We start from the raw sequence: 15,239 nt of genomic DNA, 5'->3' as shown, positions 1-15,239 counted from the left end.
ATGAAAATAAAAAACTCTTATTGGTATTGTTAGAGATACTATAAGAGTTTTTTTTGTAATAAATTTAAAGTCAAAAAAGTGATATACTAAAAAATATATAAATAGGAAATAATTAATTATAGGGAAATTTTAAAATGATTCAATTTAAAAAATATGAAGAGGTGCTAAGAGTGAGCGTTAAAAATGAAATTAATAAACTTATAGAACAAATAAACTATCATAATGAAAGGTATTATAACCAAGATAGCCCAGAAATATCGGACTACGAATATGACAAGCTAATGAAAGAACTAATATCTTTGGAAGAACAAAATCCAGAACTAAAGAGAGTTGATTCTCCAACAAATAGAGTAGGAGGTAAGCCATTAGATAAATTTAATCAAATTGTACATAAAACTCCTATGCTAAGTTTATCAAATGCTTTTTCAGAACAAGATTTGAGAGATTTTGATAAGAGAGTTCAAGATTATGTGGGAGACAATGTTGAATACGTTGTTGAATTTAAAATAGATGGGCTTTCAGTAGGTCTTACCTATGATAATGGAGCGTTTGAAAAAGGAGCAACTAGAGGTGATGGGATTGTGGGAGAAGATATTTCTCAAAATTTAATGACGGTCAAAAGCATACCTCTTAAAATAGATGAAAAAAAAGAGTTAATAGTTAGAGGAGAAGTCTATATATCAAAAGATAACTTTAGAAAAGTGAATGAACAACAAGAAGAACAGGAACAACCACTATTTGCTAATCCAAGAAATCTTGCAGCAGGTTCATTAAGACAATTAGACTCAAAATTAACTGCAAAGAGACCACTAGATATATTTGTATTCAATATGGAAAATATAGAAGATTATGACTTAAAAAGTCACAGCGAATCCTTAGAATATTTAGAAAAGCTAGGCTTTTCAGTAAGTCAAAATTATAAAGTTTGTAAAAATATAGATGAAGTTATCGAACATATTGAACATTGGACAGAAAATAGAGGTAATTTAGAATACGAGATAGATGGAATGGTAATAAAAGTAAATAATATAAAACAAAGGGAAGAGATGGGATATACGGCAAAGAGCCCAAGATGGGCAATTGCATATAAATTTCCAGCAGAAAAGAAAAAAACTAAAATAGTAGATATAATAGTAGAAGTTGGAAGAACTGGTACAATAACACCATCAGCAGTACTTGAACCAATTAGACTTGCTGGTACTACTGTAAGTAGAGCAACACTTCATAATGAAGACTATATAAAAGAGAAGGACATAAAAATAAATGATACAGTATTGGTTCAAAAAGCAGGAGATATAATACCTCAAGTTTTAGAAGTTATAAAAGAAGCTCGTACTGGGGAGGAAGTAGATTTTAAAATGCCAGAAAAATGCCCTGTTTGTTCAGAACCAACAGTAAGATTAGAAGGAGAAGCTGCTGTAAAGTGTATAAATATGTCTTGTCCAGCTCAAATAAGAAGGGGAATTATACATTTTGTATCAAGAGACGCGATGAATATAGATGGTTTAGGAGAATCTATAATTACATTGTTGCTAAATGAAAAAATAATTCAAGATGTGTCTGATTTATATTATATAAAACAGGAAGATGTAGTTGATTTAGAAAGAATGGGTGAAAAATCTGCTGATAATTTAATAAATTCAATAGAAAAGTCAAAAGAAAATGATTTATGGAGACTTATAAATGGTTTAGGAATTAAATTTATAGGCGTTAAGGCAGCTAAGATACTTGCTTCAAAATTTAAAGATTTAGATGATGTGATTTCTGCAACAATTGAGCAATTAGAAGATTTAGAGGAATTTGGGAGTATAATGGCAAATAGTGTTGTTGAGTTTTTTAAGGAAGATAAAAATATAAATGTCATAGAAAAACTAAAAAGTGTAGGAGTAAATACAAAATCATTAGAAAATACAGGTGAAACAGTAGAAAGAATATTTGAAGGAATGAAAATAGTATTGACTGGTACACTTCCTACATTAAAAAGAAATGATGCAAAAGATATGATAGAAAAAAGAGGTGGAAAAGCTACATCTAGTGTAAGTAAATCGACAACTTTTGTTTTAGCTGGAGAAGAAGCTGGCTCTAAACTTACAAAAGCAAATGATTTAGGAATTAAAGTTATAGATGAAGAGAGATTTTTAGAATTATTAACTTTATTATCGAAAGATGAAGTAAAAGCTGTATTAGAGGGCTAAAAAGTCACTTAATTTAGTAGAAAACTACTATAATTAATGATAGAATAGTTCAGTAAGCTATCGAATTATGAAAAATGACATTATATGAGATTAATAAAATTAAAACTTATAAAAATAAATTTATAAAATATATAAGGATTAGGAAAGGATATAAAAAATGACCAGAAGTTATGATAGAACTAATGAACAGATAAGACCTGTAAAGATTACTAGAAATTATACAAAGTACGCAGAAGGTTCTGTTCTTATAGAAATGGGAGAGACAAAGGTTATATGTACTGCATCAGTGGAAGAAAAAGTACCTCCTTTTTTGAGAAATAGTGGTACTGGGTGGATAAATGCTGAATATTCAATGTTACCAAGGGCAACTCAACAGAGAAAAATAAGGGACGCATCTAGAGGAAAAATCGACGGAAGAACTCAAGAGATACAAAGGTTAATAGGAAGAGCGATAAGGTCTGTTATAGACTTAAATAAATTAGGAGAAAGAACTATTTGGGTAGATTGTGATGTGATTCAAGCTGATGGTGGAACTAGAACTGCATCTATAACTGGGGCGTTTGTAGCAGTTGCAGAAGCAATCTATAAATTATATAAAGCAAAAACATTAAAAGAAATGCCAATAACAAATTTTGTATCTGCAATTAGTGTCGGAATAGTAAATGAAACTCATATGCTAGATTTATGTTACGAAGAAGATTCTAAAGCACAAGTAGATATGAATATAATAATGACTGATAAGTGTGAGTTTGTAGAAGTACAGGGGACTGGTGAAGAGAAACCTTTTTCAAGAAAAGATTTAAATTTATTGTTAGAGTTAGGAGAAAAAGGGAATAAAGAACTAATAAGGCATCAAAGGGATGTTTTAGGTGAAATAGCAGATGATATATTAGGTATGGATTATGGCAATGAAGTTGTTATTGCTACTAATAATGCTCATAAGTTAGAAGAAATAGGTGCAATCTTAAAGGACTTTGAATATACTGTATATTCTCTAAAAGATGTTGATTTAGCAGGTATAGAAATAATAGAGGATGGAAAAACCTTTGAGCATAATGCATTGATAAAAGCTAGAACAATAGCTAGAAAAACTAAACTTATAGCTATAGCAGATGATTCTGGTTTAGAGGTAGATGCATTAGGCAAAAAACCAGGTGTTTATTCAGCTAGATATGCAGGAGAGCATGCTACAGATGAAGAAAATAGAGAAAAGCTATTAAAAGCCATGCAAAATGTGCCAATGAGTAAAAGAAATGCAAGATTTGTCTCTGCAATAGCAGTAGTTTTTCCAGATGGAAAAGAATTTGTAGTAAGAGGAATTTGTGAAGGAATGATAGGCTTTGAAGAAAAGGGCAAAAATGGTTTTGGATATGATAGCTTGTTTATAGTAAAGGGATATAATAAAACTTTTGGTGAAATACCTAGTGTTATAAAAAATTCAATCAGCCACAGAGCAAATGGACTAAAGATTATGAAACAAGAGTTTATGAAAAGGGTAGTGAAGTAATGAGAATAGGCATAATAAGTGATACACATATGATGATTAAAAATATGGAAAAGACAATACCATATTTAGAAGAATGTGACTTAATAATTCATGCAGGAGACAACTTTACAGACTCAAGATATCTTCATAATATGACTAAAGTGGGAATTATTGCAGTTAAAGGAAATTGTGATTTTGATGCTATAGAAGAAGAACTTGTCTTTGAAGTAGCAAATAAGACTATATTTTTATGCCATGGTGATAAGTATGGTGTAAAATATGGAACACAAATGTTAGAAAATAAAGCTACTGAAGTTAATGCTGACATAGTTATATTCGGTCATACTCATACTCCATTTAGAGAAATTAAAAATGGTGTGCTTTACATAAATCCTGGAAGTACTTCACTTCCAAGAGGAGTATCGTATAAGAGTTTTGTAATTATGGAGATAGAAGAAGATGATATAAATATAGAGGAAATACGCATATAAAGGTGTATTTATCTAAAAAAATAGCAAAAAACACTCAAAAAATTAAATTTTATCAAATAAGTACAACGATATTAATGGAACACTTGTAAATAAAAAAACTTATGTGATATAATTAAGTGGTTGAATTATAAATAGAATGAATTATGATACCATTATCGGGTATTACATAAATATCACTAGGAGGATTAGAAGGATGAAAGCAGAACTAATTAAAAAAGAGGGTAATAAAGTTACTTTAAAAATAACAGTAGATAACAATAAATTTGAAGCAGCAGTAAATAAGGCTTATAATAAAAGCAAAAGCAAATATAATATACCTGGATTCAGAAAAGGTAAAGCTCCAAGAATTGTTATAGAAACTCAATATGGAAAAGGTATCTTCTATAATGATGCTATAGAAGTGTTATTCCCAGAAGTTTATCCAGAAGCTATCAAGGAATTAGATATAGATCCAATAGACAATCCAGATTTAGATATAGAAGAAATAAGCAAAGACAATGGATTAGTTATGGTTCTTAATGTTGAAGTTAAACCAGAGTTTGAATTAGGAAACTATAAGGGTATAGAAGTAGCTAAGGTTGAGAATACTGTAAGTGATGAAAATGTTGAAGCTAAATTACAAGAAATGGTTGAAAAAAATGCTAGATTAGTAAGTGTTGAAGACAAAGCTTTAGAAGATGGAGATACAGCTATAATAGACTTTGAAGGTTTTGACAATGGTGTAGCTTTTGATGGTGGTAAAGGTGAAAATTATAACTTAGTTATAGGTTCAAACACATTTATACCAGGATTTGAAGAGCAATTAGTAGGTAAAAAAGCTGGTGAAGAAGTTGAAGTTAATGTTACTTTCCCAGAAGAATACCACTCAGAAGATTTAGCTGGAAAGCCAGTTGTATTTAATGTAAAAGTAAATGATGTAAAAGTAAAAGAATTATCTGTATTAGATGATGAATTTGCTAAAGATACTAGTGAATTTGATACTTTAGATGAATTAAAAGCAGATGTAAGAGCTAAATTAGAAGAAGAAGCTAAAAATAAAGCAGATGCAGAAATTAGAAATTCAGTAGTAGAAAAAGTTGCTGAAAATACAGAAATAGAAATACCAGAAGTTATGGTAGAACATCAAATAGATAATATGTTAAACGAACTTAACTACCAATTACAATATCAAGGATTTGGATTACAACAATTACTAGAGATGACTGGTAGAACTATGGAAGAATTAAGAGAAGAAAGAAAAGAAGATGCTAAAAAATTAGTTAAATCTTCTCTAGTATTGGAAGCAATAACTAAAGCTGAAGGAATTGAAGCAACAGAAGAAGAATTTAAAGCTGAATTAGAAAAAATGGCTTCTGCTTACAATATGGAAGTAGAAAAAATAGAAACTACTTTAAGAGATGCTGATAAGGAAGATATAAAAGGACAAATAAAAATAAGAAAGACAATAGACTTATTAGTTGAAAGTGCGACAATAGCTTAATAAAATAACCGCTATAACTAATATAGTTGACGTTATAGAATGTTTAGTATATAATGTTGTGCAAATATAATTTAGTTAAATGCGTAAAATAATTTACAGTAGCTTAAAAAAGCTACTGTAAATTATATAGAATAAAGGGGGTATGAAACCATGGCATTAGTACCTGTAGTTGTTGAACAAACAGGAAGAGGAGAAAGATCTTATGACATCTTCTCTAGACTATTAAAGGACAGAATAATCTTCTTAGGAGATCAAGTTAATGATGCCACAGCAGGGCTTATAGTAGCACAGCTATTATTCTTAGAAGCTGAAGACCCAGACAAAGATATACATTTATATATAAATTCTCCAGGAGGAAGTATAACTTCTGGAATGGCTATATATGATACTATGCAATACATCAAACCAGATGTAAGTACTATATGTATAGGTATGGCTGCTTCTATGGGAGCATTCTTGTTGGCAGCAGGAGCAAAAGGAAAAAGACTAGCACTACCAAATAGTGAGATAATGATACATCAACCACTAGGTGGAGCTCAAGGTCAAGCAACAGATATAGAAATTCACGCAAAGAGAATTTTAAAAATAAAAGAAACTTTAAATGAAATATTATCTGAAAGAACTGGTCAGCCATTAGAGAAAATCAAAATGGATACTGAACGTGATAACTTCATGAGTGCATCAGAAGCTAAGGAATATGGCTTAATAGATGAAGTATTTACAAAGAGACCGTAGATAGAGAGAGGTGTTAATATGTCTAAATACGAAGAGAAACGACAATTAAAGTGTTCATTCTGCGGTAAAAATCAAGATCAAGTAAGAAGATTAATTGCAGGTCCAAATGTATACATTTGTGATGAGTGTGTTGAACTTTGTGACGAAATTATTCAAGAAGAAATAGAAGATACTATAGATGAAGATACTACATCTTTACCAAAACCAAAAGAAATGATGAATATCTTAAATGATTATGTAATAGGTCAAGAAAAAGCTAAAAAAGCTTTATCAGTTGCAGTTTACAATCATTACAAGAGAATATATAGTAAAAAGTCTAGTAGCAAGGATATAGAAATCCAAAAGAGTAATATACTTTTATTAGGGCCTACAGGTTCTGGTAAGACATTATTAGCACAGACTTTAGCTAGAACTTTAAATGTACCTTTTGCAATGGCAGATGCTACATCACTAACTGAGGCTGGATATGTTGGAGAAGATGTTGAAAATATACTTTTAAAACTTATTCAAGCTGCTGATTTTGATATAGAAAAAGCTGAAAGAGGTATAATATATATAGATGAGATAGATAAGATTGCAAGAAAATCTGAAAATCCATCTATAACTAGAGATGTTAGTGGAGAGGGTGTTCAACAAGCTCTTTTAAAAATATTAGAAGGTACTGTTGCAAATGTCCCACCACAAGGAGGAAGAAAACATCCTCATCAAGAATTTTTAAAGATAGATACTACAAATGTATTATTTATATTAGGTGGAGCTTTTGATGGGCTAGAAAAGATAATCCAAAAACGTGGTGGAGATAAGACACTAGGATTTGGAGCTAAGATAGAAAGTAAAAAAGAATTAGATTTAGGGAAGTTATATGAAAAAGTACTTCCAGAGGATTTATTAAAGTATGGTATAATACCTGAATTTATAGGAAGAATACCAGTTTTAGCTACTTTAGAATTGCTGGATGAAGATGCACTAATGCAAATACTACAACAACCTAAAAATGCTCTAGTAAAACAATATAAGAAATTATTAGAGTTAGATGATGTTGAACTAGAATTTGAAGATGATGCTCTTCGTGCAATAGCTAAAAAGGCTATAGAAAGAAATACAGGAGCTAGAGGACTTAGAAGTATAGTTGAAAGTGTAATGATGGAAACTATGTTTGAAGTACCATCTAGAGATAATATAAAGAAGGTTATAGTAACAGAGAAATCTGTGAACGAAGACTCAGTAAATCCTATCATAGTACTTAAGGATCAAGAGGAAAGTGCATAAGATGATGAAAAGGAGCTTTAAAAGGCTCCTTTTTTTATGCTAATATGAAATTAGGTATTATTATGATAAAAATGTGAGTAGAATACCTATAATACCAAAGACGAATACAATTGCAATAGAGCCAATTTTTCCCTTATATAGAAGATAGAATGATGCTGCAAATGCGATTATTCCATATAAGTCCCAATTAACTTCTTTTGCAGATGAAAAAGCGGCTGACAGTATAAAACCTAGAGTAATTGGTCTAAGTACCATTAATAAATTCTCTACCTTTTTATTATTTTTGAACTTAGCAAATAACTTTGATATAATGGTTAAACCTACTAATGCAAATACTGTAACACCGATAGTTGCAGATAAAGAACCAAAAAAACCAGCAGTCTTAAATCCAACAAATGTAGCACTATTTATTGCTACAGGACCTGGCGTAGATTGTGATATAGCAAGTAAATCTAAGAACTCTTGATTAGTTATAAGGTGGTATTTAGATATAAATTCTTGTTGAATAAATGGTAGCATAGCATAACCACCACCAAAACTAAAGGCTCCTATTTTAAGGAATATTAAGAAGAGTAGTGTTATTTCTGACATAGACTATATACACCTCCTCCAATTATTAAATAAATAGGACTTATATTGAATACACCAACAGATAAAACTGCTATAATTAATAGTAGTATGTTAGTTTTAGACTTTGGCAGTTTCTTAAACATGCTTGTAAAAGAATACAATATAAGAGCTATTACTACAGGCGCAACTCCTTTAAAAAATCCATCTAGAATTTTAGATGAGGAATTTTTAAAGTATAAATATGACAATACTAAGACTATACAAAATGACGGTAGAGCAGAGCCTAGGGTACATATAAGAACTCCTGGTATACCATAAAGCTTATATCCTAATAATACAGATATATTAATTGCTAGTACTCCAGGATAACTTTGAGCTATGGATAGATAATCGATAAATTCTTCCTGCTCTAAAAGTTTTTGTTTGTTTACAAGTTCATCTTGTATAAGAGGAACCATAGCGTATCCACCACCAAATGTAAACGCACCAATTTTTAAAAAGGTTAAAAACAATTTCAACATAATAGAAACCTCCAAATGATAAATAACATCTAAGTATACTAACATTAATATTATATCATAATAAAATAATAATATAATATGCCAAGAAGTTATTGTTAATGTTGAAAATTAACATGTGCAAATATATAATATAAAATGCAAAATAATTAAACTAGAAAAGGAGTAATGTTGATGGAACAAAATTATACTAAAATAGATCATGAATTACCATTAATCCCTTTGAGGGGATTAGCAATATTTCCATATATGATATTAAATTTTGATATAGGAAGAGAAATATCTCTTAAAGCTTTAGACCAAGCTATGATGGATGAAGAACTTATATTTTTAACATCTCAAAAAGAAGCAGATGTTGATGAACCAGGTGAAGAGGATTTTTATCATGTAGGAACAATTTGTAAAGTTAAACAAATGATAAAATTACCAGGAGATACAGTTCGTGTTTTGGTTGAGGGTGTATCAAGAGGTAGAGTTAAAAAAATAGAGCAAGAAGAAGGATACTTTAGAGCAGTAATAGAAGAAATTGTTTTTGATAGTGATAATTTAGATAGTGAAACAGAAGTTGAAATTGAAGCATTTGTAAGAAATGTATTTGATGCTTTTGAAGAGTATATAAATATTGGAAATAGAGTATCACCAGAAATATTGATATCTTTAGCTGATATAGAAGATGTAGATAGATTTATAGATACAATAGCTGCAAATATTTATCTAAAATCAAGTCAGAAACAAGAAATATTAGAAGAATTTGATATTAAGAAAAGACTTGAACTTATATATTCTATATTACTAGAAGAGATAGATATATTAAAAATAGAAAAAAAGATAACTTTAAGAGTTAAAAAACAAATGAATAAAGTTCAAAAGGAATACTATCTTAGAGAGCAATTAAAAGCTATACAAAAGGAATTAGGTGAGGAAGAAGACATAAATTCTGAAGCAGATGAGTATAGAGAAAAGCTTAAAAAAATAAAAGCACCTAAAACTACTAAAGAGAAAATAGAAAAAGAAATTGATAAATTTTCAAAGATATCTTCAATGTCTCCAGATGTATCTGTAAGTAGAAATTATTTGGATACTATATTCTCATTACCATGGAATAAAGAAACAAAGGATAAACTAGATATAGTTAAAGCACAAGCTATACTAGATGAGGACCATTACGGGCTGGAGAAGGTTAAAGAAAGAATATTAGAATATTTAGCCATAAGAACTCTTGCTAAATCACTTAAAGGTCCTATAATATGTCTAGTTGGACCTCCAGGGACAGGGAAAACATCTATAGTCAAATCAATAGCAAGAGCATTAAATAGAAAATTTGTAAGAATATCTTTAGGTGGCGTTAGAGATGAAGCCGAAATAAGAGGACACAGAAGGACTTATGTAGGTTCTATTCCAGGAAGAATAATTAATGGAGTCAAAGAAGCTCAGACTAAAAATCCTGTGTTTTTATTTGATGAGATAGATAAAATGGCAGCAGATTATAAAGGTGACCCAGCTTCAGCTATGCTGGAAGTATTGGACCCAGAGCAAAATAAGGATTTTGTGGACCACTATTTAGAAATACCTTTTGATTTATCAAAGATACTATTTGTTACAACAGCAAACAGTTTAAGCAATATTCCAAGACCATTATTGGATAGAATGGAAGTAATAGAAGTATCTGGATATATAGAAGAAGAAAAGTTAAATATAGCAAAACAATACTTACTTCCAAAACAAATTAAAGAGCATGCTTTAAAAGAGAATTTTGTAAAAATGGATGATGAAACTTTAAGAAGCATAATAAATCATTATACAAGAGAAGCTGGAGTAAGAACATTAGAAAGAACTATTGGTAAAGTTTGTAGAAAAATTGCCAAAAAATATGTTGAGGACCCAACACTTGAAGAAGTTGTTGTAAATAAGTCTGACTTAGAAAAATATCTTGGAAAAGATATGTTTAAATACCAACTTGCAGAGCTTAATCCTCAAATAGGGCTTGTAAATGGACTTGCATGGACAGCAGTTGGTGGAGTTACCCTTGAAGTAGAGGTAAATGTGCTTAAAGGAAAGGGTGAAATTGTATTAACTGGAAAACTAGGAGATGTTATGAAAGAATCTGCTAAGACAGGTATTTCTTATATAAGATCAATAGTGGACAAGTTTGATATAGACCCTGATTTTTATAAAACTAATGATATTCATATACACATTCCAGAAGGTGCTGTTCCAAAAGATGGACCATCAGCTGGTATAACTATGGCACTTGCAGTGATTTCAGCACTTACTAAGAGACCTGTACCAGGTAATATAGCTATGACAGGAGAAATAACTTTAAGAGGTAGAGTGTTAGCTGTAGGAGGAGTTAAGGAAAAACTATTAGCAGCTCATAGAGCTGGCATAACAAAAGTTCTAATTCCTAAAGAGTGTGAAGCTGATTTAGATGAGATACCAGAAAATGTAAAAGAAAAGATGGAGTTTGTACTTGTAGAGCATATGGATGAAGTATTAGAACAAGCTTTATTAAAGAGTGGTGAAAAAAATGAAAATTAGAAGTTCAGAGATAACTATGAGTGCTGTGAATAAATCACAGTATCCAGCAGAAGGTATCCCAGAGATAGCTCTGGCTGGTAGGTCAAATGTTGGAAAATCATCAATAATAAATACATTACTTAATAGAAGAAACTTTGCTAGAACTAGTCAAACACCAGGAAAAACTAGAACTATAAATTTTTATCTTATAAATAACGAATTTTATTTTGTAGACCTTCCAGGATATGGGTATGCTAAAATAGCCAAATCTGAAAAAGAAAAATGGGGAGGTATAATGGAACGATATCTAGAAAGTAGACAAGAATTATGTTCTATATTCCTACTTGTAGATATTAGACATGAACCTACAGCAGACGATAAACTTATGTACGAATGGATAAAACATTTTGGATATAACTGTGTAGTTATTGCAACTAAGGCAGACAAAATATCTAGAGGACAATATCAAAAGCATATAAGTATTATAAGAAAGAAATTGCAAATGGAGAGTAGTGAAAAAGTAATTCCTGTTTCTTCGCTAAAAAAGACTGGTGTTGAAGAACTTTGGGAAGAAATTGTAAGTCAATACAATCAACATGGATATGAAATAACAGTAGATTAATTTTAAGTGTTTATATATATTAAAATCAAATAAAGGATGCCTCAAAATGTTTTTAAGGGAAATTTTGTGGCATCCTTGTTGTTTATAAGCAATAAATATCGGTAATTATTGTTAGAAATTAATAAAATTAATAAAATTAATAAAATTAGTGTAAATTAGTTTGTTTAAAGATTTACTGACTTATATAATTAGTAATGAATTTTGACTAAGAAGTAGATTTTTCTGTCTTTCTCATAAAGCAAACGGTAAGTATGAGTCCTATAAAGCATACTGATGCTGCAATCCAGTAAGATTGATTACTAGCCGCAACATAAGCTAGTGTATGACTTGTAGACTTTTGATGATATGTAAGTCTTTGTGCAAAGAAACTACTGAAAAAGGCTGTTCCAAGAGCAAATGACAAATTACGAACAGTTGCAAGAAAACTTCCCCCATATCCTTGTTTTTGAGGAGGAACGTCTGCCAAGATACTACTATTGTTTGGTGAACTAAAAGAACCTAATCCAAAGCCAAAAATAATTAAGCATAGAATCAAAAGATATAATGGAGAATCAGCTTTTAAAAGTGCCATTCCAACCAGAGCAATAGTCATAAATGAAAAAGATACAGTCAGAATATTTTTTGCACCATGTTTGTCAGAAAGAGAACCGGAAATAGGTGCTATAAGTACCATAATAAGTGGATGAACAGTCATGACAGAACCAGCCATCATAGGAGATAAATTTTTTAGTTGCTCTAGATAAAAAGGAAGTAGAAAAGATACTGCCATTTGAGGAAAATAACAAGCTATTCCAATAATATTGCCTATAGTGAAATTTCTATTTTTAAACAAAGGTAAATCAATAAAACTTTGTTCAAATTTTACTTCTCTTAATACCAACATTAAAAATGCTATAATTGCTACTATTCCTAGATACCATTTTGTATTTCCTTCTCCATTCATTGCAAGTAAGATAAGTGTGGTACAAGATGCAAATAATAGAAGTCCTGGAATATCGAAACTTTTGTTTTGTTCATCTAAAATAGGTTTTGGTAGAAATTTTATTCCAAGAAAAACTGCTATAATACCAATAGGTATATTGATTATGAAGATAGAAGGCCATCCAAAGTGCTCTAAAAGTATTCCACCAATTACAGGACCACTCATATTCCCTATCCCAACTACTGCTCCAGTAATTCCTATAGCCTTTCCCTTCTCATTTGCTGGAAATGCATTAGAAACTATACCAAGTCCAGTTGCCATTAAAATACTTGCTCCAATTGCTTGAAATATTCTTGATAAAATCAATGTTGTTAGGTTATTAGATATACTACATAGAAAGGAACCTATTGTAAATACAAAAAATCCTAACGTATATAGATAATTTGAACCCACCTTATCGCCAAGTTTCCCAAAAAACAACATAGTAGCTGTTACAACCAACATATAAGCTGTAACTACCCATTGGATTTGCGACATATTAATTTTAAAGTCGGCAGCAATTGTAGGATTTGCGATATTTAGTATACTTCCATCAAGAGTAGACATAAATACACCAATACAGATGATAATTAATACTATCCATTTTTGTTTCACTGATAACACCCCAATCTTTTACATAGTAGATTTTGTTTTATAAGTACAGTATAGTTACAAAATAAACAACAAAAAAGCACCTATGTTTTAGGTACCTTAGAATATGTTTATTTTCATGAATAAATGCGGTAGTTGAAGGATTTGTATAGATTACTCATGTAAAATTACATAAAGGTACTCGTATACTATTTTCTTCTACCATCCAGATTTTACTGTCGGCTTTGGAATTTGACCAAATTCTGCCATAAGGCTCGCGGGCTTTTACCGCCGATAGGGAATTTCACCCATTTCTGAAGAAAAACAGATGTATTTTTTAATTTTATTTTAACATAAAATAACAATCGAGACAATTAGATTTAAGCAATACAGACAGCTACACCACAATATAGAAGGTTTTATTATACTTTTGGACAAAACCTAAATTAGAGTATAATAATAGATTGAAATTAAGTAAAATAAGTTATTGTCATTGCTGAATGATAAGTTTTATATTTAGTAAAAGCATAAAGCTGTAACAAAACTCGTATAATATTAATATCTTAATTAAGAGGTATGGTAAATTATGAGGAGGCGCTAATATGGAAGGAAAGATAAAAAAGGCATTTCCAGGTGGAAACACATCACAAGGCTCATATTCTTTTTTTGACTATATAATTCCGGAAAATGTAAAAAGAGTTTTTTGTTTAAAGGGTGGACCTGGAGTAGGAAAATCCTCACTAATGAAAAAAATTTATAAAGAGTTTTTGCATAGAGGATATGATATTGAATTATATCATTGCCCTTCTGACCCAAGTTCGTTGGATGGTGTAGTTATAAAGAAACTAGGCGTGGTACTTATGGATGCAACTGCTCCACATACTGTAGACCCTAAACTCCCAGGTGCTTTGGACGAAATAATTAATTTAGGAGATTACTGGAATACAGAGGAGTTAGAAAAAAATAGACAAGAAATTTCAAACTATGATAAAGATATTAGTAATGCTTTTAAAAGAGCATTTAAATTTTTAAAATCAGCAGAGCCAATTTTTAGAGATATCGAGGAAAAATATTCTGACTGTATGGACTATGGAAAAGTAAATTTAGTTACAGAAGAATTCATAAAAAGATTATTTGATGGAGTAGATAGTACAGGAAAGTTAAAGAAAGAAAAGCATTTATTTGGCTCAGGGATAACTCCTGTAGGATGCTTAGATTATACAGAACATATTTTAAAGGATGTAGGGAAGGTTTATTATTTATCAGGGGAAATAGGCTCTGGGAAAACTACACTTTTGAGTAAAGTGTACAAAAAAGCAATTGAGAAAGGTTTGAATGTAGAAGTTTATCACTATCCGCTTATTCCTGAAAAAATTGAAACTATATTATTAACTGATTTAGATATAGGAATAACTATAAGCAGTACTTTTAAAGATGAAGATACAATTGATTTGAATCAATTTTTAAATAGAGAAAAATTACTTAAATACGAAGAAGATATTAAATTTGATGAGAAAGTTTTAGATGACTTAATTTGTTGGTCAATTTTAAATCTTAAGAGAGCTAAATCAAAACATGATATTATAGAAAGTTACTATAGTCCGAATATGAGATTTGATGAAGTAGGAAAATTGAGAGATGAATTAGTTAAGAGAATCTCAAAATATGAGGAAAATATATAAAGTATGTCTGTTTAAAATTAATATTAACTAGTATATATAATCAACAGCAAACTGCTATGGCTTTGAAGCTATGGCAGTCTGCTGTTTTTTGCTATAATTTAAACAGATAAATCTTTGCACAA

The 15,239-nt window shown here is 30.3% G+C and carries 12 protein-coding genes and 1 riboswitch; of the genes, 9 read left to right on the top strand and 3 right to left on the bottom strand.

Annotated features, from left to right (window positions below):
* The first annotated feature begins 170 nt into the window (after window positions 1-170).
* From ligA to clpX, 6 genes are all read left to right on the top strand, one after another.
* The gene (gene ligA, locus IC214_RS13515; RefSeq protein ID WP_227481840.1) at window positions 171-2,195 is read left to right on the top strand and encodes an NAD-dependent DNA ligase LigA; all 2,025 of its coding nucleotides are present in this window, start codon (window positions 171-173) and stop codon (window positions 2,193-2,195) included.
* 157 nt (window positions 2,196-2,352) lie between these two features.
* On the top strand, window positions 2,353-3,702 hold the full coding sequence (rph, locus tag IC214_RS13510; protein WP_227481841.1) for a ribonuclease PH: 1,350 nt from the start codon (window positions 2,353-2,355) through the stop codon (window positions 3,700-3,702).
* Window positions 3,702-4,172: a metallophosphoesterase family protein gene (locus tag IC214_RS13505; protein WP_227435747.1), complete on the top strand. Its 471-nt coding sequence runs from the start codon at window positions 3,702-3,704 to the stop codon at window positions 4,170-4,172. The genes rph and IC214_RS13505 overlap by 1 nt, the downstream gene beginning before the upstream one ends.
* A 193-nt stretch (window positions 4,173-4,365) precedes the next feature.
* Complete coding sequence (gene tig / locus IC214_RS13500) at window positions 4,366-5,652, top strand: trigger factor (protein WP_227435749.1); 1,287 nt, start codon at window positions 4,366-4,368, stop codon at window positions 5,650-5,652.
* A gap of 150 nt (window positions 5,653-5,802) precedes the next feature.
* Window positions 5,803-6,387, top strand: coding sequence for an ATP-dependent Clp endopeptidase proteolytic subunit ClpP (gene clpP, locus IC214_RS13495; RefSeq protein WP_227435751.1), 585 nt, complete (start codon window positions 5,803-5,805; stop codon window positions 6,385-6,387).
* A gap of 18 nt (window positions 6,388-6,405) precedes the next feature.
* Window positions 6,406-7,656, top strand: a complete 1,251-nt coding sequence (clpX, locus tag IC214_RS13490; RefSeq protein ID WP_227435752.1) for an ATP-dependent Clp protease ATP-binding subunit ClpX — start codon at window positions 6,406-6,408, stop codon at window positions 7,654-7,656.
* Window positions 7,657-7,716: 60 nt separating this feature from the next.
* On the opposite strand, the gene IC214_RS13485 is transcribed toward clpX, so the two are convergent.
* Together IC214_RS13485 and IC214_RS13480 are read right to left on the bottom strand one after the other, a co-directional pair.
* The gene (locus tag IC214_RS13485) at window positions 7,717-8,247 is read right to left on the bottom strand and encodes a chromate transporter (protein ID WP_227435754.1); all 531 of its coding nucleotides are present in this window, start codon (window positions 8,245-8,247) and stop codon (window positions 7,717-7,719) included.
* On the bottom strand, window positions 8,235-8,747 hold the full coding sequence (locus IC214_RS13480; RefSeq protein ID WP_227435756.1) for a chromate transporter: 513 nt from the start codon (window positions 8,745-8,747) through the stop codon (window positions 8,235-8,237). Before IC214_RS13480 ends, IC214_RS13485 begins: the two co-directional genes overlap by 13 nt.
* 171 nt (window positions 8,748-8,918) lie before the next feature.
* Between IC214_RS13480 and lon the strand changes: the two genes are divergently transcribed.
* Window positions 8,919-11,282 (top strand): endopeptidase La, encoded by a 2,364-nt coding sequence (lon, locus tag IC214_RS13475; protein WP_227435758.1) that lies wholly within the window; start codon window positions 8,919-8,921, stop codon window positions 11,280-11,282.
* Window positions 11,272-11,883, top strand: coding sequence for a ribosome biogenesis GTP-binding protein YihA/YsxC (yihA, locus tag IC214_RS13470; RefSeq protein WP_227435760.1), 612 nt, complete (start codon window positions 11,272-11,274; stop codon window positions 11,881-11,883). Before lon ends, yihA begins: the two co-directional genes overlap by 11 nt.
* Before the next feature lie 205 nt (window positions 11,884-12,088).
* On the opposite strand, the gene IC214_RS13465 is transcribed toward yihA, so the two are convergent.
* Entirely contained in the window at window positions 12,089-13,459 is a 1,371-nt protein-coding gene (locus IC214_RS13465; RefSeq protein WP_227835066.1) for an MFS transporter, read from the bottom strand.
* A gap of 186 nt (window positions 13,460-13,645) precedes the next feature.
* Window positions 13,646-13,761, bottom strand: a riboswitch (FMN riboswitch).
* 276 nt (window positions 13,762-14,037) lie between these two features.
* Between IC214_RS13465 and IC214_RS13460 the strand changes: the two genes are divergently transcribed.
* Window positions 14,038-15,117, top strand: a complete 1,080-nt coding sequence (locus IC214_RS13460) for an ATP-binding protein (RefSeq protein ID WP_227481844.1) — start codon at window positions 14,038-14,040, stop codon at window positions 15,115-15,117.
* The last annotated feature ends 122 nt before the right edge of the window (window positions 15,118-15,239 follow it).

The sequence above is a fragment of the Clostridioides sp. ES-S-0190-01 genome (assembly GCF_020658275.1).
Taxonomy (GTDB): domain Bacteria; phylum Bacillota; class Clostridia; order Peptostreptococcales; family Peptostreptococcaceae; genus Clostridioides.
Note: the sequence above shows the minus strand (reverse complement) of the source record. Positions and strands in the feature narration are given on the sequence as shown.

Coding starts and splice junctions, on each gene's coding strand:
- rph (WP_227481841.1), top strand. CDS start 2,353: ATGACCAGAAGTTATGATAGAACTAATGAACAGATAAGACCTGTAAAG.
- IC214_RS13505 (WP_227435747.1), top strand. CDS start 3,702: ATGAGAATAGGCATAATAAGTGATACACATATGATGATTAAAAATATG.
- tig (WP_227435749.1), top strand. CDS start 4,366: ATGAAAGCAGAACTAATTAAAAAAGAGGGTAATAAAGTTACTTTAAAA.
- clpP (WP_227435751.1), top strand. CDS start 5,803: ATGGCATTAGTACCTGTAGTTGTTGAACAAACAGGAAGAGGAGAAAGA.
- clpX (WP_227435752.1), top strand. CDS start 6,406: ATGTCTAAATACGAAGAGAAACGACAATTAAAGTGTTCATTCTGCGGT.
- IC214_RS13485 (WP_227435754.1), bottom strand. CDS start 8,247: ATGTCAGAAATAACACTACTCTTCTTAATATTCCTTAAAATAGGAGCC.
- IC214_RS13480 (WP_227435756.1), bottom strand. CDS start 8,747: ATGTTGAAATTGTTTTTAACCTTTTTAAAAATTGGTGCGTTTACATTT.
- lon (WP_227435758.1), top strand. CDS start 8,919: ATGGAACAAAATTATACTAAAATAGATCATGAATTACCATTAATCCCT.
- yihA (WP_227435760.1), top strand. CDS start 11,272: ATGAAAATTAGAAGTTCAGAGATAACTATGAGTGCTGTGAATAAATCA.
- IC214_RS13460 (WP_227481844.1), top strand. CDS start 14,038: ATGGAAGGAAAGATAAAAAAGGCATTTCCAGGTGGAAACACATCACAA.